21 protein-coding genes are annotated in these 21,291 nt (G+C 67.0%); 12 read left to right on the top strand and 9 right to left on the bottom strand.

The window, feature by feature from the left end:
- Positions 1-42 precede the first annotated feature (42 nt).
- Positions 43-576, bottom strand: coding sequence for a hypothetical protein (locus tag A8G18_RS11060; RefSeq protein WP_064063908.1), 534 nt, complete (start codon positions 574-576; stop codon positions 43-45).
- Between the two features lie 115 nt (positions 577-691).
- Between A8G18_RS11060 and A8G18_RS11055 the strand changes: the two genes are divergently transcribed.
- The 4 genes from A8G18_RS11055 (at position 692) to A8G18_RS11040 (ending at position 4,212) form a co-directional block, all read left to right on the top strand.
- Complete coding sequence (locus tag A8G18_RS11055) at positions 692-1,897, top strand: sensor histidine kinase (protein WP_064063907.1); 1,206 nt, start codon at positions 692-694, stop codon at positions 1,895-1,897.
- Positions 1,894-2,550: a response regulator gene (locus A8G18_RS11050; protein ID WP_064063906.1), complete on the top strand. Its 657-nt coding sequence runs from the start codon at positions 1,894-1,896 to the stop codon at positions 2,548-2,550. Before A8G18_RS11055 ends, A8G18_RS11050 begins: the two co-directional genes overlap by 4 nt.
- A gap of 52 nt (positions 2,551-2,602) precedes the next feature.
- On the top strand, positions 2,603-3,211 hold the full coding sequence (locus A8G18_RS11045) for a DUF1707 SHOCT-like domain-containing protein (protein WP_016931679.1): 609 nt from the start codon (positions 2,603-2,605) through the stop codon (positions 3,209-3,211).
- A gap of 77 nt (positions 3,212-3,288) precedes the next feature.
- The gene (locus tag A8G18_RS11040; RefSeq protein ID WP_016931678.1) at positions 3,289-4,212 is read left to right on the top strand and encodes a PaaI family thioesterase; all 924 of its coding nucleotides are present in this window, start codon (positions 3,289-3,291) and stop codon (positions 4,210-4,212) included.
- A 141-nt stretch (positions 4,213-4,353) separates the two neighbouring features.
- Here A8G18_RS11040 and A8G18_RS11035 read toward each other — a convergent pair whose 3' ends face one another.
- Entirely contained in the window at positions 4,354-5,559 is a 1,206-nt protein-coding gene (locus A8G18_RS11035; RefSeq protein ID WP_064063905.1) for a serine hydrolase domain-containing protein, read from the bottom strand.
- Positions 5,560-5,670: 111 nt separating this feature from the next.
- Here A8G18_RS11035 and A8G18_RS11030 point away from each other — a divergent pair, with 111 nt between their 5' ends.
- Positions 5,671-7,641 (top strand): M13 family metallopeptidase, encoded by a 1,971-nt coding sequence (locus A8G18_RS11030; RefSeq protein ID WP_064063904.1) that lies wholly within the window; start codon positions 5,671-5,673, stop codon positions 7,639-7,641.
- Between the two features lie 83 nt (positions 7,642-7,724).
- Here A8G18_RS11030 and A8G18_RS11025 read toward each other — a convergent pair whose 3' ends face one another.
- Both A8G18_RS11025 and A8G18_RS11020 read right to left on the bottom strand, forming a co-directional pair.
- Entirely contained in the window at positions 7,725-8,447 is a 723-nt protein-coding gene (locus tag A8G18_RS11025) for a M23 family metallopeptidase (protein ID WP_064063903.1), read from the bottom strand.
- Between the two features lie 335 nt (positions 8,448-8,782).
- Positions 8,783-10,117: a cytochrome P450 gene (locus A8G18_RS11020; protein WP_064063902.1), complete on the bottom strand. Its 1,335-nt coding sequence runs from the start codon at positions 10,115-10,117 to the stop codon at positions 8,783-8,785.
- A 119-nt stretch (positions 10,118-10,236) separates the two neighbouring features.
- Between A8G18_RS11020 and A8G18_RS23660 the strand changes: the two genes are divergently transcribed.
- From A8G18_RS23660 to A8G18_RS10995, 5 genes are all read left to right on the top strand, one after another.
- Positions 10,237-10,644, top strand: coding sequence for an acyl-CoA synthetase family protein (locus tag A8G18_RS23660; RefSeq protein WP_064063901.1), 408 nt, complete (start codon positions 10,237-10,239; stop codon positions 10,642-10,644).
- Positions 10,641-10,934, top strand: a complete 294-nt coding sequence (locus A8G18_RS11010; protein ID WP_064063900.1) for a DUF3263 domain-containing protein — start codon at positions 10,641-10,643, stop codon at positions 10,932-10,934. Before A8G18_RS23660 ends, A8G18_RS11010 begins: the two co-directional genes overlap by 4 nt.
- 185 nt (positions 10,935-11,119) lie before the next feature.
- Positions 11,120-12,406: an MFS transporter gene (locus A8G18_RS11005; RefSeq protein ID WP_245207845.1), complete on the top strand. Its 1,287-nt coding sequence runs from the start codon at positions 11,120-11,122 to the stop codon at positions 12,404-12,406.
- Between the two features lie 237 nt (positions 12,407-12,643).
- Positions 12,644-13,936 carry a cytochrome P450 gene (locus A8G18_RS11000; protein ID WP_064063898.1) on the top strand — a complete coding sequence of 431 codons (1,293 nt, stop codon included), beginning with the start codon at positions 12,644-12,646 and terminating at the stop codon, positions 13,934-13,936.
- On the top strand, positions 13,933-14,121 hold the full coding sequence (locus tag A8G18_RS10995; RefSeq protein WP_016931668.1) for a ferredoxin: 189 nt from the start codon (positions 13,933-13,935) through the stop codon (positions 14,119-14,121). Before A8G18_RS11000 ends, A8G18_RS10995 begins: the two co-directional genes overlap by 4 nt.
- 72 nt (positions 14,122-14,193) lie before the next feature.
- Here the strand turns inward: A8G18_RS10995 and A8G18_RS10990 are convergent, their stop codons facing one another.
- Positions 14,194-15,684, bottom strand: coding sequence for an aminotransferase class I/II-fold pyridoxal phosphate-dependent enzyme (locus A8G18_RS10990; RefSeq protein WP_064063897.1), 1,491 nt, complete (start codon positions 15,682-15,684; stop codon positions 14,194-14,196).
- Between the two features lie 32 nt (positions 15,685-15,716).
- Positions 15,717-16,157, bottom strand: a complete 441-nt coding sequence (locus tag A8G18_RS10985; RefSeq protein WP_064063896.1) for a nuclear transport factor 2 family protein — start codon at positions 16,155-16,157, stop codon at positions 15,717-15,719.
- A gap of 473 nt (positions 16,158-16,630) precedes the next feature.
- On the opposite strand from A8G18_RS10985, the gene A8G18_RS10980 reads away from it, so the two are divergent.
- Positions 16,631-17,278, top strand: coding sequence for a TetR/AcrR family transcriptional regulator (locus A8G18_RS10980; protein WP_064063895.1), 648 nt, complete (start codon positions 16,631-16,633; stop codon positions 17,276-17,278).
- A 235-nt stretch (positions 17,279-17,513) separates the two neighbouring features.
- Here A8G18_RS10980 and A8G18_RS10975 read toward each other — a convergent pair whose 3' ends face one another.
- Positions 17,514-18,395, bottom strand: coding sequence for a DMT family transporter (locus tag A8G18_RS10975; RefSeq protein WP_084421711.1), 882 nt, complete (start codon positions 18,393-18,395; stop codon positions 17,514-17,516).
- A 37-nt stretch (positions 18,396-18,432) separates the two neighbouring features.
- On the opposite strand from A8G18_RS10975, the gene A8G18_RS10970 reads away from it, so the two are divergent.
- Positions 18,433-19,836: an aminotransferase-like domain-containing protein gene (locus A8G18_RS10970; protein WP_064063893.1), complete on the top strand. Its 1,404-nt coding sequence runs from the start codon at positions 18,433-18,435 to the stop codon at positions 19,834-19,836.
- A gap of 12 nt (positions 19,837-19,848) precedes the next feature.
- Here A8G18_RS10970 and A8G18_RS10965 read toward each other — a convergent pair whose 3' ends face one another.
- On the bottom strand, positions 19,849-20,148 hold the full coding sequence (locus A8G18_RS10965) for a WhiB family transcriptional regulator (protein WP_064063892.1): 300 nt from the start codon (positions 20,146-20,148) through the stop codon (positions 19,849-19,851).
- Between the two features lie 4 nt (positions 20,149-20,152).
- Positions 20,153-21,291: glucose-6-phosphate isomerase (gene pgi, locus A8G18_RS10960; RefSeq protein ID WP_064063891.1), on the bottom strand; the 1,139-nt coding region annotated here is incomplete at its 5' end.

Here is a 21,291-nt window from a genome sequence, read left to right as displayed (position 1 = left end):
AACTCATCACGCACCCGGAAATTTCTCGGTACGACGTCTTCGTCACTGCTTCCCGAGCACCCATACCGGTCCCGTGATCAGCCAGATCACCGTGATCACGCCCAGGGTGGGAAAGATTCCGTACAGTGCCGAGGCCTGGTCGGTGTTCGCGACCGTCGAGCCGAGCCCGAGAACGGCGCCCCCGCTGATTCCGGCCGCGATCAGCCACCGCCCGAAATCCGCACATTCCTTACGGAAGGCTTCCGGTCCTTCCTTCGGAGCGGGTTCCGGTTTCGCACCGCCCGCGAAGTGATAGGCGAACCGGCGATCGGCCCAGCGGACGATGCTCGGCCCGAATGCGACACTCACGCCGAGATAGATACCCGCCACGCGGTGGACCCATCCGACCTCCGTCCCGTTGTGCAGATCCACAGCGACGGCCGCGAGCAGGACGACGTCGATCAACGGAATCAGGGTGAGCAGGACCGCGCCTGTCCTCCTGAGCCGGAGTAGGTACCGGAACACGAGCCCGGCCGCGAGTACTACCCAGAACGCGATCTCGCATCCGACGATGAAGGCGGTGATGTGGCTGAACATGACCCCAGAGTCGCGCGTACCTCCCGCGCTCGCGTCGCCCGATGGGCGGTCGCCGCCTCATCACTTCGGGTGACCTGGACCCTGATCCCCGCACAGCTGTGGTCGAATCGTTCCTGTGGACAATCGTGAATCCGAGATTCGAGTGGGATTCGTGAACCCGCGCTACAACTCGCTGCTCGTCGCGCTCGCGTACTTCGGGGGCGGCGCACTGTTGTACGCCCTGAATCTCGGTGTGCTCGTCGAGGACCGCCCGCCTCGACCGTTGTGGGTGTGGCTCGTTCTACTCGCCTGCGTGTGCACACCGATGACGATGCGCCGAACGCGACCGCTTCTCGCGCTCGGGCTGGGCACCGTCCCGGTGCTGGTCGACCTCGTCGTCGGCCCCTCCCTGCCCGTCTGGATCGCGTACGGCGACCTGCTGTATGCGGCAGCGTTGTTCGGCTCGGCGCGGACCAGCCTCGTCCTCGAACGTGCACCCGTGGTCCCGATCGTCGTCGGCGCTGTCGCGCTCGGTGTGTACTCCGGAGACTTGCGCATCGCTGTGTGGGCCGTCTCGATCGCCGTGCTCGTGATCGTCGTCCCGATCTGGTGGGCCCGATCGGTCCGTTCTCACCGCGACGCCGCCGAGATCGAACGGGCACGCGTCCAAGCGCTCACGCGCGTCGCGGAACTGGACCGGCACGCCGCCATCACCACCGAGCGGCAGCGCCTGGCCCGCGACCTGCACGACGTGGTGGCGGGACACCTGTCGTCCATCGCGATTCAGAGCGAGGCCGCGCTCCGCCTCCGCGAATCCGATCCGGACCGAGCACTGACCGTGCTCGAGTCCGTGCGGTCCGGCAGTGTGGCCGCCCTGCAGGAGATGCAATCGCTGGTGCGCCTGTTACGCAGCGACGACACCGACGACGAGATCACCACGGCGGGTCGCCTCGCCGATCTCGAACCGCTCACCGTGTCCGCACGCGCCGCCGGCACCTCGGTCCGGATCGATGGTCGTCCACCCACCGGTCTCGACGCGGAGGTCGATCTCACGGCCTACCGCATCGTCCAGGAAACCCTGACGAATGCGGTGAAGCACGCACCGGAACAGCCGGTGACACTTCGTTTCGACGGCGTCGACGGTCGGTTGGGCATCGAAGTGGTGAATCCGATCGGCACGGCGGACGCCGCGGAGCCGTCACTGGCCCGCAGCACCGGGCACGGCCTGCGGAACATCGCCGAACGCGCCGCCGCGGTGGGCGGACAGGCCCGCTCCGGTCGCGAGGGGAACGAATGGAGGACATACGTGCAACTGCCACTGGCGAAGAGGCCTGTGACGTGACGATCAGAGTGTTGCTCGCCGACGACCACGGCGCCATCCGCGCGGGACTGCGACTCCTGCTCGACACGAGCGAGGACATCGGGGTGGTGGGTGAAGCCGCCGACGGCGCCGTCGCGGTGTCCCAGGCCCGTGCGCTCGACCCGGATGTCGTCCTCATGGACATCCGGATGCCGCATGTCGACGGGATCGCCGCGACCCGCACCATCACTCGGGAAACGAGAGCCCGGGTGCTGGTGCTGACAAGCTTCGAGATCGACGAGTACGTCTTCGAGAGTCTGCGTGCCGGGGCCGCCGGATATCTTCTCAAGACCGCGTCGGCGGACGCCATGCTCGATGCGATCCGAGCGGTGTACGTAGGCGAGTCCGTACTCTCTCCGCAGATCACCCGGACGGTGATCGACGCGTTCGTCTCCAATCCACCTCGGCAGGAAGACCTTCCGGACGGACCGGATATCGATGCCCTCACCGCTCGCGAACAGGAGGTCTTCGCCTGCCTCGGCGAGGGCCTGTCCAACCGCCAGATCGCAACCCGTCTCACCATCGGTGAGAACACGACGAAGACACACGTCGCCCGGGTGCTCCACAAACTGGGTGTGCAGTCGCGGATCCAGGCGGCCATCATCGCCCGGGACACGCCCGGTCGCCGGCTCTAGGATCAGGGATGAACGAGGACTCGACAACCGACTCCGAAAGCGCGGGAAAGAAATGACCGGCAACTCCGATCACGACGACCTGCTGCTCAGCGACGCCGAACGCATGCACGCGTTGAACGCGCTCGGCGAGCACTACGCCGCGGGCCGCCTCGACAGCGCCGAGTTCTACGAACGGTCCGGGGAGATATCCTCCGCGCGAACGTTTTCGGCGTTGCTCCCCTCCTTCCGGGGGCTGCCCGGCGGGGCGCCTCTCGAGCAGGTCGACGGCCACATCCGGATGATCCCCGACGTCTCGGCCCCGGCGGTTCGCCGCGACACCTCTCCTGCGGCGCCGCAGTCGGCGGAGGACGAACTGGCATCGCTCCGCGACCGCGGAAGTACGGTCGAGACACTGGACTGGATCATCATCGGCATCACCCTGGTGACCTTCCTCGTCCTGCAGATCGTCCTCGACTGGAGTTACGCGTGGATCGTATGGCCGTCGCTGATCGTCACGCTCAGCGTTCCGCGTCTGATCCTGAAGTACAGCGACGACGACGAGAAGGTCTACGAGGAGCTGAAGAAGTCGGAGGCTGCGGAGAGGAAGAAGCGGCTCGAGGAGGCGTCGAAGCGGATCCGGGAACTCGAGGGCCGTCGCGGTCCCGAGACGCCGCAGAGCTGAGCCCGGGGGCGATCCTGCACCGGGGCGAACCACTCCCCGCCCGGTCTCGTCCGCGCCGTCCCTGATAGAAGCAAGGTATGGCAATCGAGACCGCACAATTCTCCGTCGACCGTCCCGGTCGTGTGATGGGCGTCGACATCGAGATCGCCGACGACGCGTCGGTCTCGATCACCCAAGCCGTCGGACCGCACTTGTTCGACCACCGCGGGCAGACCACCCTCGCCTCCGTCGGTGTCTTCACCGACTTCGCCGCGGGCGTACCCGCCGGCATCGCCCGGTTCGCGGAGACCGGTGAGCGACCGCAGGGTGTGCTGTCGCACGTGACGGCGACGCTCGCACACCCCTTCCCGTCCTCGGGCCTCCTCGTCGGCCGCGGCAGCAGCCTGTACTACGACGACTCGACCGCGGTGTCGCGCACCGACGTGCACGACGAGCAGGGCGTTCTCGTTGCGCACCTGGTCGGCCGATCCATCGTCGTCGGGCGTACACCGACGGAACTCGGCCCGGACGCGGCGGAGACCGTGCCGGAACGCGGTGAGCCGGAACCGTGGTCGGATGCGGCGATCCTGGCCGAACTGCCCGGCCTCGACATCGTCACGGGCATCTCCACCGGGACTCTTCCCCGCGGACCGCTCGCCGGCCTGCTCGGACTCGAGGTGACGGCCGCCGAGCACGGAGTCGTGCAGGCCCGCTTGTCGCCGCGCGAATGGATGGCCAACGTGATCGGTTCGGTGCAGGGAGGTGTGCTCGTATCGATGGCGGAGGCCGTCACCGGTCTGGCCGCACAGACGCTGACCGGCATCGGTCAGGACTATCGCGTGCTGGAGATCGGCCTCGATTACCTCCGCTCGCCCGCTGTCCCCGGGCCCGTCGTCGAACTGCGGTCCGAAGCGGTGCGGGCCGGACGGCGCCTCGCGTCCTTCGAGACGACGCTGTGCGCCGCCGACGGCACCGTCTACGTGCGCGCGCATGCCAATGTCCGGCTGTTCCCCCGCGCATAACTGATTCGCAGGGATCTCCCAGCTCTCTCATACCGAGCATCGAGCGTCCGGCCGCCCGATCCACGACCCGGCGGCGCCACGGTCACCGTGCGTCGGAGCGACCGGGTCCTCGCGGCGATCGACGTGGCCGGGGAGGTCCGATCACGCTGCGCGGCGCGCAGCGGTGACGGCCGCCGCGCCGAGCCTCGGGAACCGTCCGTCGGAGATCGTGGTGAAGGTGTTGCCCATGCGGTTGGTGACGAATGCGACCGACAGCCCGGTCTCCGGATCGGCGAACGCTCCCGAGCCGCCGAATCCGAAGTGTCCGACAGAGCGCAGCGGCTGCTCGCGCAGCGCGACCCATCCGGGGTGGTAGCCCAGCCGCCAGTTGGGCCGGATACCGAGCACGTAGTCCCGCCGCCGGGTCTGCACTTCGAGCAACTGCTGAACGGTGTCCTCTTTCAGCAGGCGGACACCGCCGATCGTTCCTTCGTTCGCAATCGCCGCGTACATGCGAGCGAGAGCACGTGCGGTGAACACACCGTTCCATCCGGGCATGACGGCGTCGTGAGCCGACGGACTGCGCATCAATTCGTCGAATCCCTCTGCCATGCCCGCTTCGACCAGCCCCCGCACTCCGGGTGCGCGCGACAACACCGCCGCAGATGTCGTCCACGGCGCCGGCAGGAAGTTGACCTTCGGGAACACCCGGGCGATGCGGTGCCGTTGGTCCTCGGGCACGCGGTACCAGAACTCGTCCATGCCGAGCGGCTCGGCGATCTCGGTGCGCACGAGCTCCTGGAAGGGCACCCCCGACACTCGCGACGCGACCTCGGCGACGAGGTTTCCGTAGGTGACGGCGTGATAGCCCGGTCCGTGGAATCGGCGAGGATCGGGCGGTGACGCGGCGAGCGCGGCGGCTACCGCCTCGGAGTCGAGCAGACCCTCGCGGCCGGGCACGAGACCTCGCGATTTGTGCAGTCCGGCGCGATGCGACATGAGTTGCCGCAGCGTGATCGTCTCCTTGCCGGCCGCAGCGAACTCCGGCCAGTACTCGGCCACGGCGGCGTCGTAGTCGAGCAACCCGCGTTCGGCGAGACGGTGCACCACCGTGCTGGCCACCCCTTTGCCGGTGGAGAACGACAGCACGACGGTGTCGCGCGTCCAGCGCTTGTCGCGCGCGGCCCAGCCCGCCCAGATGTCGAGCACGGGTTCACCGTGCAGATAGCACGCGAGAGCGCCACCACCCTGGCTCGGCTTGTAGAACATTCGGAAGAACAGATCCGCGACGGGCATGAAGCGAGGATCGACCAGCATCTGTGTCGGCGGGGTCGCCGCGGGCGGCTCCGCCATGGAACCTTCGGTCATGTGCCCGATGCTAGGAGCCTGCGCCCGGCCGCGTGCGTGTTCGCCCACTTCCACAGATATCTGCACGTCGGTGTCTGCACGCCGGGCGAATCGAGTGTAAGGATGTGAGGCATGACCCTCGCGCAGAATTCGGAGATCCGCTCCGGCATCGACCTCGGACACGTCGACGAGCGGGTCCGCCCTCAGGACGACCTGTTCGAACACGTCAACGGCCGGTGGCTCGCCGAACACGAGATCCCTGCCGATCGCGCACTCGACGGCGCGTTCCGTACGCTCGCCGACAAGGCCGAGGTCGACGTCCGGGCCATCATCGAGGAAGCCGCGGCGTCCGGCGCCGGACCGGGCACCGACGCTCAGAAGATCGGCGACCTGTACACCTCGTTCATGGACACCGCGGCGATCGAGGCCGCCGGTCTCGACCCGATCCGTGACGAACTCCGAGCGGTATCCGACGCTACGGACCGTGCTGCGCTCGCGGCGGTGCTCGGACGCTTGCAGCGCGCCGGCGTGACGGGCGCGATCGCGCACTACGTCGACACCGATTCGAAGAACTCCGAGCGGTATCTCGTGCACGTCTCGCAGGGCGGGCTCGGCCTGCCCGACGAGTCGTACTATCGCGAGGACCGCTACGCCGAGATCCGTGAGCAGTACACCGCACACGTCGGCCGGATGTTCGCGCTCGCCGATCTGCCCTACGACGCGGCGAATGTGGTCGCGCTCGAGACGAAGCTGGCCGCAGGCCACTGGGATGTGGTCAAGCGTCGCGACGCCGACCTGAGTTACAACCTGCTCACGCTCGACTCGCTGCTCACCGATCTCCCGCAGTTCGACTGGGCAGGCTGGATCACCGCTACCGGCGCGGCCACCGGACAGTGGGCCGAGATCGTGGTGCGTCAGCCGAGTTTCCTCGAGACGTTCGCCGCGCTGTGGGCCGGCGAGGACCTCGACGACTGGAAGGCGTGGGCCGTGTGGCGGGTGCTGCGCGCGCGAGCCCCGTACCTGTCCGATGTCTTCGTCGAGGAGAACTTCGCCTTCTACGGGCGCACGCTCACCGGTACGCAGGAGATCCGCGACCGCTGGAAGCGCGGCGTGTCGCTCGTGCAGGACCTGCTCGGCGAGGCCGTCGGCAAGCTCTACGTCGAACGGCACTTCCCCGCGGAGGCGAAGACGCGGATGCAGGTGCTCGTCGACAACCTCACCGAGGCGTACCGGCAGTCCATCACCGACCTCGAATGGATGAGCCCGGCCACCCGTGAGGCGGCCCTGCGCAAGCTCGAGAAGTTCACACCCAAGGTGGGTTATCCCGACACCTGGCGCGACTACTCCGCCGTCACGATCGCGCCCGACGACGTGGTGGGCAACTACCGCAGCGGGTACGCCGCCGAGTACGACCGCGATCTCGGCAAACTCGGTGGCCCGGTGGATCGCGGCGAATGGTTCATGACCCCGCAGACGGTCAATGCCTACTACAACCCGGGGATGAACGAGATCGTTTTTCCCGCAGCGATTCTCCAGCCTCCGTTCTTCGACCTGCATGCCGACGACGCTGCGAACTACGGCGGAATCGGCGCGGTCATCGGACACGAGATCGGCCACGGCTTCGACGATCAGGGCGCGAAGTACGACGGCGACGGCAACCTCGAGAACTGGTGGACCGATTCGGACCGCGAGGAATTCGGCAAGCGTACCGCGGCACTCATCGCGCAGTACGACGAGTTCGAACCGAAAGCCCTTCCCGGACAGCGTGTCAACGGCAGTTTCACGATCGGTGAGAACATCGGAGATCTCGGTGGCCTGTCGATCGCGTTGAAGGCCTACGAGATCGCGCTCGACGGTAAGCCGGCGCCGGTCATCGACGGGCTGACCGGACTGCAGCGCGTGTTCTTCGGATGGGCTCAGGTGTGGCGCACGAAGGTTCGTGACGAGGAGGCGTCCCGCCGACTCGCGGTCGACCCGCATTCGCCGCCGGAGTTCCGCTGCAACGGCGTGATCCGCAACATCGACGCGTTCTACGACGCGTTCGACGTCCACGAGGGCGACGAACTGTATCTCGACCCTTCGAAGCGCGTGCGCATCTGGTAGCTGCGAGAACGACACTGCCCCGACGCGGAATGCGCCGGGGCAGTGTTCGCTTCAGGCTTCGTTCACGGCTGTCGAGTACCGGATCAGCCCAGGTGCGAGCTGGGCACGGGAACGCCGCGCGCGTGGAACCACGGGATGGGATCGATCTTGGCGCCACCCGGCTGCCACACCTCGTAGTGCAGGTGTGGTCCGGTGGACTGGCCGCGGTTGCCCATCGTGGCGATCTGCTGGCCGGCGCGCACGTGCTGGCCGACCGACACGAGGGACTGGTCGATGTGACCGTACACGCCGGTCGTACCGTCGTCCTGGGCGATGCGCACCCACAGGCCGAAGCCCGAGGCCGGACCGGACTCGATCACGACGCCGTCGGTGACCGAGACGATAGGGGTGCCGATGGAGTTGGCGACATCGATGCCGTTGTGGTTCGTACCCCAGCGCGGACCGTAGCCCGAGGTGAGGGTGCCGGCGGCCGGGAATGCGAGGGCAGGACGACGAGCGGCTTCTTCGCGAGCTGCCTGCTCGGCGGCCTCACGGGCGATCCGCTCGGCCTCTTCCCGCTGCGCTGCTTCCTGCGCGGCGACCTCCTCGGCGACGCGCTGCGCTTCACGGTCGGCGGCGCGACGGAGCTTCTCGGTGTAGTGCGATGCGTCGACATCGGCAACCTTCAGCACCTGGGGTGCCGTGGACAGGTTCTCACCGGCACCGGTCCATGCCGTACCGGACTCGGTGTGGATCTGGTCGCCCGCAGCGTTCGCGACCGTCGTGCCACCGACCGTCACTGCGCTCGCAAGGACCGCGACGGCCATCCACCTGCCGGTACGTGCTGCACGGCGACGGATGTCGGTGGTTTCTCGGATGGGAGTGGATTCAGAATTTCGGCTCACAACAGTTCCTCTGGGACAGGCCCTCGGTAACGATAGGGTCACGATTCCATCACAGAGTACTTCGATGTTTGACTACGCCAGCGTGTCGGGTTGACAGAAAACCGACCGGTACCGGACAAAAACTGCCCGTTTTGCCCCACTGGAGTCACATGGACACCATCGCTCTCACCTGTTCGGGGCAGAACAGGGCCGAACAGTGAGCGACGTCATGGCAGAGGGTGTCGTGGAGACGGCGCCGAGTGGGTACCGGAAGGGGTTCACCGCACCGCGAAACGCAACCCGAAATTGTCGAACGTAGCGGGCAAGGGACCCGTCGGATCGGGCTTCACGTTCGACACCACCGTGAAGTCCGCGGAGCGGAGCAGATACGCGAGGAAGGTGCTCGCCGTGAAGAGGACGATGCTGCGTCCGGGGCACACCGTCGGGCCGGCACTGAACGGCACGAGCGCCGGATGACGTTCGGCTCGGCCGTCCAGCCAGATCTCGGGTTCGAAGGTGTCGGCGAACGGGAGGTGGTCGGCGCGATGGAAGGCCGAGGAGAGGATCACGAAGCCCGTCCCCGCCGGGATGGTCGCGGTGCCGCCGGCACCGTCGCTCCATGTGGTCTCCTCCACGGAGTCCCGAAGGATCACCGGGGTGGTCGGCCACAGGCGGGTCGTGTCCAGTACACAGGCCCGCAGGTATTCGTAGACCTGCGGTGTCCCGGCTTCGGTGCCCGCCAGTTCCGCCTCGACGCGCAGGCGCTGTTCGGAGTGCGTGGACAGCACGGCGAGGGTGCGGGCGCCCACCATGCCCGCGGCGTCGAACGCGAACAGCCAGTGCGGCATCTGCCCGATCGGGTCGACGGACGCCGGTGCTGCGAGGTCTCGGACCACACCGGCCAGACTCTCGGACGGAGCCGCAGTGACGTGGTGGTGCAGGTTCTGGGTGAACCGATCGCGCAGGCGGTGCCGAAGGGGATGCGCGAACGACCAGTTCCCGTTCGAGCGGAGCGTCCACAGCTGGTCGGTGATGCTCTCGTCGTCACGAGCGGCGTCGCCGAACGCGAGTCGCCGGACCAGCCGCCACCAGGCCCGCACGAAATCCGGGGCGTCGAGTTCACCGCGCGACCTCGCCTGATCGAGCAGCCCCTGCGCCTCCTGCTCGATCACGGGGACCCAGTCGCCGGCGAGGCGGTGCAGGGCGTGTTCCGGTTCGAGCACCGACTCGTTGAAGGCACGTCGCTGGGCGCGGATGTCACCTCGGGAGATGAGCACACCGTTGGGCTGGAACGGGCTGAGCGCAGCCACCTTCTCCTTGTTGGCCGCGGTGAACGACGCCGTGTCGGTACGCAGGATCCGATCCACATCGTCCGACGTCAGGACGATCGCGAGCGTGCGTCCGGGGATCGGCACGACGAGCGGCCCGTCACCGTGCCGCTCACGCAGATCCGCGACCAAACGGACCACGCGGGCGTCCGACTGGTTCTTCTCGAGCAGCTTCATGGCCCACCGTCGCCGAGCGATCGGTCCCACAGCCACGAACGGCACGGCCACCTGTCCGAGGAGCCGAACGGCGTCGGTGGGCGAAACGGTCGCGGTCGTTGCAGGCACAGGCGCTCCCGGCGTCGAGGGGACAGGACCATTGAAGGATCCCCGCGGAGAGCGCATCCAAACGTCCCGGAGCGAGCAGGCTCACGCACCCTGCGGACAGACCCCCCGCTCGGAAAAGTGTGCAGCCGTCCTCAGGACACGCACACGTCCGGCGATGCAGCGACGACGGGAGCCGGGAAGCGCGCGATCCGGTCGTCGCGTCGTTCGCCCGGGGCGCCACGACGATTCCCGTCCCGGTCTTCGAGACGGACGCCGTCCTCGACCTGATCGAGCGAGAGAGTGTGACCATGCTGCCCGGTCCACCCACCTCCCGTCGTGGCGCCACTGTCGAACAGATCGCCACCACGAGTGGAAAACCCTGTGCCGGAGCGGAAGTGAGCATCGCCGACGACGGCGATGTGCTCGGCCGGGTGAGCAAGGCGTTCGTCGCCTCGCCCGCTCCCGTCCCCGCCGAGGAATTGATCGCCTGGAGCCGCACCGCATGGCGGGATTCGAGCTCCCCCTACCGAACAGGAGTTCCGTCATGACCGACGAAGCTGCGACGCTCGATTTCGCCGTCAAGTGGCGGCACTGGAACGGCGGGCCCGATGAGGACATCTGGGTCACGTTCGGGATCGCCCCCGAGGAGTACTTCCATCGCCTGCGTGGTCTGCTGACCGCGCACCGGTGGAACCGATTCGAACCGCATATACTCGAGCAACTCGTGCGCATCTGCGACGAGCGGCTCGGCACCGTCGACATCGACTCCGCGGTGGACCGCCGTGGTCGAGTGCGGTACACCTCGTCGGCGCACCCGCTCAGCGCACTGTCCGCCTGAGTCCGGCCTCGAGGAATCTCTGCCGGCGTCGGTTTCACGGTCCTCCCACCCGGGTACGCACGGGGGCACCGATCTCGATCTCTCGATCGAAGGGAACGACCGTGGATACCGGTTCCGCCACCCCGACGCCGGAGGCCTCGTCTGCGCCCCCGGAACAGGTGCGACGCGCCATCGGCGCATCGGCCATGGGTAATTTCACCGAGTGGTTCGACTACGGCGTCTACGCATACACGGCCACCTATATCGCCGATTCGTTCTTCCCCGGCGATCTCGAGTCCGCGACACTGCTCACGCTGGGTGTCTTCGCAGTCTCCTTCGTCATGCGTCCGCTGGGCGGTTTCGTATGGGGCCCGCTCGGCGACCGGTTGGGGCGCCGGCAGATCCTGGCACTGACCATCCTGCTGATGGGTGGTTCGACAGTATTGCTCGGTGCTGTTCCGTCGTACGAATCGATCGGGTTCTGGGCGCCTGTGCTGCTTGTGCTGTTGCGCATGCTCCAGGGGTTCTCCACCGGTGGTGAATACGGCGGGGCGGCAACGTTCATGGCCGAATATTCCCCCGACCGCAAACGCGGCTTCTACGGCAGCTTCCTCGAGTTCGGCACGCTGGGCGGTTTCTCGGCCGGCGCGTGCCTCGTCCTGATCATCGATCTGCTGTCGACGGACGCGTTCATGGCGACGTGGGGCTGGCGTCTTCCGTTCTTCGTCGCCGGTCCCCTCGCGCTCGTCGGTCTCTACCTGCGTTCGAAGCTCGACGAGACCCCGGTCTTCAAGGAGCTCGAGCGTGCGCACGAGGAGGAGAGCAGCGTCGGCGCCGAGTTCAAGGACCTGCTCACGAAATATTGGCGGCCGATCGTCGAACTGATGGGGCTGGTCGTCGCGCTGAACGTGTGCAACTACACGCTGCTGAGCTACATGCCCACCTATCTCGAGAACCGGATCGGATTGACCGGCACCGCGCCCCTGGTCCTGGTATTGATCGGCCAGCTCGCGATGATGGCGGTCATTCCCTTCGCCGGCGCGCTGTCGGACCGGATCGGTCGCAAACCGCTCTGGGCGGCATCGTTGACCGGCCTGTTCGTTCTCGCCATCCCGATGTACATGCTGATGTCCGTGGGCTTCGGATGGGCAGTCGTGGGCTTCACCGTCCTCGGCCTGCTCTACGTGATGCAGCTGTCGACCATCTCGGCGACCTTCCCCGCGATGTTCCCCACGCACGTTCGGTTCGCCGGTTTCGCGATCTCCTACAACGTGTCGACATCGCTGTTCGGCGGCACGGCGCCGGCGATCAACGAATGGTTGGTGGAACGAACCGGGAACGACCTCGTCCCGGCCTTCTACATGATGGGCGCGTGCGCGGTCGGGCTCGTCGCGCTGTATTTCGTGGCGGAGACGGCAGGCGCGTCGCTGCGCGGACGCGGCATCCCGGGAGTCGACACCGAAGCGCACCCCACCGCCCTGTCCCGCAGCTGACACCGCCCGCCGCGTTGTTGTTTCCACGCTTCGACGGTCCGACATTTCAAGATCGAATACAGATTCACGATGGCTGTCACGTTATCGGCCACAAGTCCGAAATGCGCGAAACATCCCCTCGCGCCGGATTTTCCATGCCGTGGTTGGATGTGCGGGCGAGACACGGCTTCGCGCGCGGGACGGCCGCGGGGCGAGGTCGAACTCCGCACCAGCCCACAGCCCGGCCCGGGAGGAACCATGACCGACATCGAGACGAAGAACTTCTTCACCGATCCGGACCTCGTCCAGGACCCGTACCCCTACTACGACGCCCTCCGCGAGGGATGCCCGGTCGGTCGCGAACCCCATCACGACGTCATGATGGTCACCGGATACGAAGAGGCGATCCAGGTCCTGAGCGACGAGCAGACGTTCTCGTCGTGCATCTCGGTGACCGGCCCGTTCTCCGGACTCCCGGCCTGCCCCGAGAGCGACGACATCACCGACTTCATCGAGGAGCACCGCCCCTCGCTGCCGATGAACGACCAGCTCCCCACGATGGACCCCCCTCAGCACACCGACCATCGCGGCCTTCTGATGCGGCTCATCACCCCCAAGCGTCTCGAGGAGAACGAGGCGTTCATCGAACGCATCGCCGACCGGCTCCTCGACGACCTGCTGGCCCGGGGCGAGGGCGATTACATCACCGGCTTCGCCGCGCCGTTCGCGATGCTCGTCATCGCCGACCTGCTGGGCGTCCCGGAAAGCGACCACCAGGAATTCATCGAGGGCCTGAACATCCAGGTGGAGAAGGGATTCTCGCTCGGCAGCACCGAGGGTGAAGCCCTGAAGCTCAACCCCCTCGAGTTCCTGTACAAGAAGTTCGGTGCGTACATCGAGGACCGCCGGGCGCACCCGACCGGCGACGTGCTGACGGGTCTCGCCACCGCGACCTTCCCCGACGGCACCCTCCCGCCGGTCGACGACGTCCTCCGCATCGCCGCGAACGTGTTCTCCGCCGGTCAGGAAACCACCGTACGTCTGCTGAGCTCCGCGATGCGGATCATCGCCGAACAGCCCGAACTCCAGAAGACTCTGCGGAACGAACCCGATCGCATCGCGAACTTCATCGAGGAGACGCTGCGCTTCGAGAGCCCGATCAAGGGCGACTTCCGGCTCACGAAGACCTCCACCACCGTAGGCGGGGTCGACGTCTCGGCCGGCACGATCATGATGCTGGTCAACGGCGCCGCCAACCGCGATCCGCGCCAGTTCTCCGATCCGAACGAGTTCGACCTCGACCGCCGGAACGCCCGTACCCACATCGCGTTCGGCCGCGGCGTGCACACGTGCCCGGGTGCTCCGCTCGCCCGCACGGAAAGTCGCGTGGGCATCGCGCGCCTGCTCGAGCGCACCAGCGAGATCCGGATCTCCGAGAAGGTGCACGGCCCCGAGGACGACCGGAAGTTCGGTTACCTGCCGACCTTCATCCTGCGCGGCCTGCTCGCACTACACCTCGAGTACACGCCCGCCGAAGGTGAGGCGGAGTGAAGGTCTTCGTCGACGACGATGCCTGCCGTGGACACGGTGTCTGCCTCGCCGCCTGCCCGGAGGTCTTCGATCTGAGCGACGGCGGGTACGCCGTCACACTCGTGTCCGAGGTACCGGCCGAGCACGAGGAGTCCGTGCGGGAGGCCACGGCGGGTTGTCCCGAAAGGGCGATCCGGCTCGGCTGAGTCACCGATCGAAGCTGCGCACCGGCGTGGGCCCGGACCGAAAGGTCCTGGCCCACCCTATTTTTCGTTTCGTCACCGCGAGTCGATCGACGCCGTCGCCGTGTCGACGACCACCCGGAACTCGTCGAGGGCACCGTCGGTCGCGTCGGGCACGTTCATCCCGGCGCCCACACCGCTGCGGAGATAGTCCACGACCGCCCGGTCGAGTCGCTCCCCCGGCACCACCGCGGGGATGCCCGGCGGATACGGGGTGAGCTGTTCCGCCGCGATGCGGCCGGCAGCGCGGTCTGCCGGCACCATCTCGGTCCGGCCGAAGAACGCGTCACGCGGGGACATCACGGATTCGAGCTGCAGTTCGTCCGGACTCGGCAGATCGATCCGCGGCGGCGCATCGAAGGACTCCGCCGCCCGGGACAACGCCTCGAGTGATTCGACGAGCCGATCGGCGGTGTCCTCGTCGTCGGCCATGGACATCGTGGCGAGGATCCTGCGGTGATCGGTCATGCCGACGTCGACATGGCAATGTTCGCGCAGCCAGTCGGCACACTGATATCCGGAGACCCCGAGTTCGTCGAGGTCCATGAGGATCTGCATCCGGTCCAGGTCGTGCGAGGCCTCGTCGCCGAGCAGCCGGTCGTCGAGGACCGAGATCCCGTCGATCCCTTGGATCCTGACCCGAGTGCTCCGGGCCAGGTCGAGGGCCTTGTCGAGCAATTCGGTGCCGTGCTCGACCATCTGGCGCCGCCATCCGTCGATCGCCGAGTAGATCAGCACGTTCGGGCTGGTGGTCATGAGGAGGTCGGCGCACGCCGAGAGGTGTGCGGCGTCGACCAGATCGCCCTGGACGTGGTACACCGAGCCCTGCTCGAAACCGGCACCCATCTTGTGCACACTCACCACGCAGACATCGGCTCCGGCGTCCATCGCCCAGGTCGGCAGGTCGTCGTGGAAGGGCAGGTGCGCTCCCCACGCCTCGTCGACGATGAGCGGCTTGCCACGTTCGTGGCAGACATCGGCGATACCCCCGATATCGGCGCACGTCCCGTAGGGGCTGGGACTGACGATCAGCGCCCCTGCTGCGTCGGGGTACTCGTCCCACATCCGACGAACCTGTTGTGGCGACGGCGGATGGGAGAAGTGCATCTCCTCGTCCCATCGCGGGGTGATCCAGCGCGGGGTGACACCGCTGAAGATCAGTCCGGCGACGATCGACTTGTGCGAGTCGCGGCCGAGCAGCAACCCTCCGGGATCGTTGCCGGCGACCGCCATCATGGCAGCCTTGACCGACAACGAACTGCCGCAGGTCGAGAAGAAGGCCTGCTCGGCTCCGACTGCTTCGGCCATGAGTTCTTCGGCTCTGCTGAGATAACCGTTGCGCGACAGCCGGTCGTCGAGGCCGCCCGAAGCGAGGACATCCGCTCGGAAGGGATCCCTTCCGAGCACGTGCGCGACCCGGTCGTCCACGCCGCGGCCCTGCCGGTGTCCCGGCGGGGAGTAGCCGTATCGGTCGAGCCGATGGTACTGCGCGAGAGCATCGAGCAACGGGGCTTCCGACTGGTCCATGCCGGTCGGTTACCCCGGTCGACGATCGGCAATCAGCGCACCTGGTTCTTCGCCGGGTCGGGATGGTTGGAGAACCACAGGCTCTCTTCGATGAGGCGGCAACTCTTCCAGCCGTCTTCCGTTCGCACGACCTCGTGGTGATAGTTGCCCCCGCAATAGGTCAGGCCGTCGACGCCGGGGAGTTGCATCGGGTTGTAGAACATCGCTCGCACCGTCGCCCGGTCGCCGTCGAGATCGACCTCGACGTTGGTGATGAAATGCTGCGACATCGGCAGGTACGACAGTGCCTTCTGCAACTCCGCCAGCACGTCGTCCCTCGGTCCGGGCGAAAAACCCACGGAGCTGTAGTCCAGATGGGCGTCCTCGGTGAAGACCGACGTCATCTTCTTCCAGTCCTTGGTGTCCACCGCCGTCGCATAGCGGTAGAGGAGTTCGGTGATGGCGTACTTGTCGCACAGCTCGTCGGGCGTCATGGTGCTCCTTCGATCTCGTCCGGAATTTTATTCTTTCAGAAGAGAACCTTCCTTCCAAGACCTCGTTCCGGTGCACGTCCGTATATGGGACAACGTGATTCACTCCACGATCCGAGCGGGAAAATCACGTCGGACATACACGTTTCCGGGCTGCCCCTCCGCTACCGGAATCGTTGTCCGCTACCGAAATTGCCGCAGCGAACGACGATTCCGGTAGCGAATACCCCACGCGCCGAAGGATGCAGGTCCGGACCTTACAGCTGTGGTCGACGAGGTGATCGCCGTCGCACACCGTCCGACTGCCTCCTTTCCCGGCGCCGAGCCCCGGTAGACGCGACAGAATAACACTCTCTCCTGGCGAGAGGATTATCCTCGAATCGGTGCGGGAACGGGAGGTCGGTCCCGCTGTACGCCCCTGCGCTCCGGTACAGTGCTCCTATGTCCACCCCCCGCGACACAGGGCGATCCCGGCAGTGACGGGCCCCAGGGAAGAACCGGCCTGGAAGCAACGCGCAGTCGAGCGCTCCCTCCGGACAGCCAAACTGCGCGCCGAGCAGCGCGTTCAGCGCTTCCTCGACGCCGCGCAGGCGATCATCACGGAAAAAGGCAGCACCGACTTCACGGTCCAGGAGGTCGTCGACCGCTCCAAGCAGTCGCTTCGCAGCTTCTACCTGCAGTTCGACGGTAAGCACGAGCTGCTGCTCGCCCTCTTCGAGGACGCCTTGAGCCGCTCTGCCGACCAGATCCGCGCCGCTGCCGCCGGCGAGAAGGCACCTCTCGACCAGCTCCGTGTCGCGGTGGAGTTGTTGTTCGAGTCGTCCCGGCCCGATCCCACGGCTCAGCGACCGCTGTTCACCGACTTCGCGGCGCAGCTGCTGCTCACCCATCCTGCAGAGGTCAAGGTCGCGCACGCCTCCATGCTCGCGCTGTTCACAGAACTGATGGAGAAGGTCGATGCCGAGGGCAGTCTGCGCGAAGGGTCGAACCCGAAGCGGATGGCCACCATGACGATGCAGACCGTGATGTTCATCGCTCAGTCCAGCGGGGGCGACGACAGCACGAACCGTCCCATCACGGCCGATGAGGTCTGGGACTTCTGCTCGCAGGGATTCACCGCGTAGGGGGAGAACGTCATTCTCTGATGGGAGTAGTTCACTTACGTTCGGCTCGTGACCGAGTTGCGGAACGATCTCCCCGCCTGTCTCGACGTGCACCCGACGCTGAAGGGAACAGTGCACGGTCGACATGCCCCACCGGCCGGCGCCCACCCCTCGTACACGCTGTCGAAGTACGGAATGTCGCTGTTCACTTCGGGATTCGCGACGGGATTTCTTCCTCGACAAGGACTGACGCACCTCAGGTGCGGCGGACGCGAACAGCGGTGCCGGCACACAGCACGACGGCGGCACCGCACGCAACGACCGCCCAGGTCAGCGGTTCTCCCAGCAGCCACGCGGCCCAGCCGACCGTCATGATCGGCTGAGTGAGCTGAACCTGACCGACCCGCGCCATCGGCCCGATCGCCAGACCTCGATACCACGCGAAGAAGCCGAGGAACATGCTGACGACGCCGAGATACGCGAACGACGCCCAGTGCGTCACATCGCCTTGCGGTAGCCCGGCGGTGAACGAGACGAGGGTGAGCGACACCATGAGCGGCGACGCCAGAACCAGTGCCCACGAGATCGTCTGCCACGCACCGATCTCCCGTGCCAGCAGACCGCCTTCGGCGTAACCGAGGGCGGCGGCCACCACCGCACCGAGCAACAGCAGATCGGCTCGGCCGAAGCCCTCGAAGCCTCCATCGCGTAGGCCGGCAAAGACCATGACGGCGAGCGTCCCCGCAGCTGCCGCGACCCAGAACGGCGCCGGGGGTCGTTCGCGGGCACGCAGTACCGCGACCACCGCGGTCGCTGCGGGGAGGATTGCGATGACGATCGCGCTGCGGTTCGCCGGTGCCGTGGTCAGGGCGTACGAGGTGAGCAGGGGAAATCCGATTACCACGCCGCCCGCGACGACGGCGATTCTGCCCCACTGATGTCCGTGCGGGAGTCGTTGTCCCGTGAACGCGAGCGCGAGAGCGGCGAGAACCGCTGCGACGACCGCGCGACCGGCGGCGACGAACAGCGGTGACATCACCCCGCTCTCGACGGTGATTCGGGTGAGGGGCACTGTCAGGGAGAAGCCTGCGACGCCGAGAAGACCCCAGGCCAGCCCGCGAGGATCGGGGGATAGCACTGGCCGGTCCGGAATGATAGCGCTACTCTGTACTCTCATGTCGAACAGTAGCAGTTCGCAACTCGTCGCGGAACTGACCCGGTGGCTCGCCACCGCTGCGCCCGGCGCCCGACTGCCCTCGACGAGGTCGCTCGTCGCGCAGTACGGCGTCGGTCCCGTCACGGTGCAGAAGGCACTGCGAACGCTCCAGGCCCGGGGGCTCGTGGAGAGCCGCTCCGGTGTCGGCACCTTCGTACGGCAGATCCGCATGTCGAACACGATCGATCACAGTTGGCAGACGGAAGCGCTCGGAACAGCTCCCCCGCTTGCCCGCGCCTCTGCTGCCCTGCGCACGGTGGCCAACGACGTGGTTGCACTCCACTCCGGTTACCCCGACCGCACACTGCTTCCCGAACGTCTCGTCCGCGGAGCGTATTCGCGGGCATCCCGCAGCAATGCCGCCGTCGAACGGACCCCTGCCGCGGGACTTCCCGAACTGCAGGCATGGTTCGCCACGGAACTGACGGAAGCGACGAACGCGCGCACCGCCCCACCGTTCGCGGGCGACGTGATCATCACACCCGGCAGCCAGAGCGGCCTCGGTTCGATCTTCCGCGCACTCGTCGGCGCCGGCAATCCCCTCGTGGTGGAGTCACCCACCTATTGGGGAGCGATCCTCGCCGCCACGAAGGCGGGCGTACAACTCGTGCCCGTCTCGAGCGGTCCCAACGGACCCGATCCCGACGAAGTGGCCCGCGCGTTCGACCGGACACGGGCGCGCGCCTTCTACGCGCAACCGAACTTCGCGAATCCCACAGGGTCGCAATGGTCGTCGTCGATCGGCGAGCGGGTCCTCGACGCGGTGCGCGATGCGGGAGCGTTCGTCATCGAGGACGACTGGGCCCACGACTTCGGGATCTCCACCCCGTCCGTCCCACTGTTCGCACGCGACGACTCCGGCCACGTCGTCTATATCCGCTCGCTGACCAAGAGCGTCGCACCGTCGGTGCGGGTCGCGGCGATCGTGGCGCGAGGACCCGCTCGCGAACGCATCCTCGCCGACGTGCAGGCCGAATCCGTCTACGTGAGCGGCGTTCTCCAGACCGTCGCGCTCGACGTCGTCACCCAGCCCGCGTGGCAGACCCACCTGCGGGCAGTCCGTCGCGAACTCGAATCCCGCCGCAACCTCCTCGCGAGCGAATTCCGTGAGCACGCACCCGAGGTGGAATTCGACGGACTACCGCCCGGTGGGCTCAACCTGTGGGGCAGGCTCCCCGACGACACCGACGCCCAGGCAGTCGCGCGCGACTGCGAGGCCGCCGGGGTGCTCGTCGCGGCGGGCGACGAGTGGTTCCCGGCAGAACCCACCGGCCAGTACCTCCGGCTCAACTTCGCCGGCCCGAATCCGGCGGCCTTCCGAGAGGCCGCCCGGGTCATCGGACGAGTCGTCGCGGACAGGTGACGACGGTCGGTGTCACCGACTGGTGTGGCGCCGGCGGGCACTTCTCACCCGGGCGCGTTCGTCCTCCGTGAGCCCGCCCCAGATCCCGTAGCGTTCACCGGAATCGAAGGCGTACTGCAAGCACTTCTGCCGCACCGGACAACGAGCGCACACCTTCTTGGCCGAGGCCATGCGGTTCTCCCTCGCGTCGCCCCGCTCGTTGTCCGGGTGGAAGAACAACGAGCCGTCCACGTCGCGACAAGCCGCGTCCATCTGCCAATCCCACTCCTCGGCAACGGGAGGCGGCAGATAGAGCAACTTCGGCGCGGGCATGTCCTTACTTCCCTCCGTCGCGCAGGGTTCGGTAGGTCTCGATCAGGTGGTCGGTGGAGGCATCGCCGGTGTCGGGGGTCTCCTCGCCGGCGAGCACCGCCTGCAGGGCGGTGGCCTGGGTCTTGCCGAGTTCGACCCCCCACTGATCGAACGAATCGATCCCCCAGATCACCCCTTGGACGAAGGTCTGATGCTCGTAGAAGGCGATGATCTGCCCGAGCACCGACGGCGTCAACTCGGGGGCCAGGATCGTCGTCGACGGCCGATCGCCGGGCATCACCTTGTGCGCCACCAACGCCTCCGGCACACCTTCGGCGCGGACCTCGTCGGCCTCACGCCCGAACGCCAACACCTTGGCCTGGGCGAACATGTTCGCCAGCACCAACACCTGCATCGAGGTGGTGCCGTCGCGGGCGGGCAGGTCGTCCCCACTGCGGGCCAGGCCCAGGAAATCGACCGGCACGATCTCGGTGCCCTGATGCAACAACTGGAAGAAGGCATGCTGACCGTTGGTGCCGGGCTCACCCCAGAACACCTCCCCGGTCGGGCAGCGCACCGCGGTGCCGTCCGCGCGCACCGACTTGCCGTTCGATTCCATGGTCAACTGCTGCAGATAGGCCGGCAACCGCGCCAGATCCTGCGCATAGGGCACCACCGCCCGCGACCGGTGGCCGAGGACACTCGCGTTCCACACCCCGATCACCCCGGCCAGCAACGGCGCATTGCGCGCCGGTTCGGCGGTGGCGAAATGTTCGTCGATGGCGTGCATGCCGGCGAGGAACTCACCGAACCGCTGCCGTCCGATCGCGCACATCACCGCCAGCCCGATCGCCGAACCCACCGAATAGCGGCCCCCCACCCAGTCCCAGAACTCGAACATGTGCGCCGGGTCGATACCGAACTCGCGTACCCGCTGCGTGTGCGTCGACACCGCCACGAAATGCTGGGCGACGGCGTCCTCGCCGAGGGCGTCGACGAGCCAGCGGCGGGCGGCGGTGGCATTGGACAGCGTTTCGAGGGGGGGGAAGGGCTTCGACGCCACGACGAACACCGTCGGCGCCGGGGCCAGGTCGGCCAGCGCGGCGGTCAGAACCGCCGGGGGGGCGTTGGTGACGAACCTGCTTCTTACACACAACTCCGCGC

Source organism: Rhodococcus gordoniae (genome assembly GCF_001646655.1).
Lineage (GTDB): Bacteria > Actinomycetota > Actinomycetes > Mycobacteriales > Mycobacteriaceae > Rhodococcus > Rhodococcus gordoniae.
The sequence above is the reverse complement of the archived record's forward strand: the minus strand, read 5'-3'. Positions and strand labels throughout refer to the sequence as shown.

Excerpts from the sequence above, each read along its gene's own strand:
- A8G18_RS11060 (WP_064063908.1), bottom strand. The coding sequence starts at position 576 with ATGTTCAGCCACATCACCGCCTTCATCGTCGGATGCGAGATCGCGTTC.
- A8G18_RS11045 (WP_016931679.1), top strand. The coding sequence starts at position 2,603 with ATGACCGGCAACTCCGATCACGACGACCTGCTGCTCAGCGACGCCGAA.
- A8G18_RS11040 (WP_016931678.1), top strand. The coding sequence starts at position 3,289 with ATGGCAATCGAGACCGCACAATTCTCCGTCGACCGTCCCGGTCGTGTG.
- A8G18_RS11035 (WP_064063905.1), bottom strand. The coding sequence starts at position 5,559 with ATGACCGAAGGTTCCATGGCGGAGCCGCCCGCGGCGACCCCGCCGACA.
- A8G18_RS11030 (WP_064063904.1), top strand. The coding sequence starts at position 5,671 with ATGACCCTCGCGCAGAATTCGGAGATCCGCTCCGGCATCGACCTCGGA.
- A8G18_RS11025 (WP_064063903.1), bottom strand. The coding sequence starts at position 8,447 with ATGGCCGTCGCGGTCCTTGCGAGCGCAGTGACGGTCGGTGGCACGACG.
- A8G18_RS11010 (WP_064063900.1), top strand. The coding sequence starts at position 10,641 with ATGACCGACGAAGCTGCGACGCTCGATTTCGCCGTCAAGTGGCGGCAC.
- A8G18_RS11005 (WP_245207845.1), top strand. The coding sequence starts at position 11,120 with ATGGGTAATTTCACCGAGTGGTTCGACTACGGCGTCTACGCATACACG.
- A8G18_RS11000 (WP_064063898.1), top strand. The coding sequence starts at position 12,644 with ATGACCGACATCGAGACGAAGAACTTCTTCACCGATCCGGACCTCGTC.
- A8G18_RS10990 (WP_064063897.1), bottom strand. The coding sequence starts at position 15,684 with ATGGACCAGTCGGAAGCCCCGTTGCTCGATGCTCTCGCGCAGTACCAT.
- A8G18_RS10985 (WP_064063896.1), bottom strand. The coding sequence starts at position 16,157 with ATGACGCCCGACGAGCTGTGCGACAAGTACGCCATCACCGAACTCCTC.
- A8G18_RS10970 (WP_064063893.1), top strand. The coding sequence starts at position 18,433 with ATGTCGAACAGTAGCAGTTCGCAACTCGTCGCGGAACTGACCCGGTGG.
- A8G18_RS10965 (WP_064063892.1), bottom strand. The coding sequence starts at position 20,148 with ATGCCCGCGCCGAAGTTGCTCTATCTGCCGCCTCCCGTTGCCGAGGAG.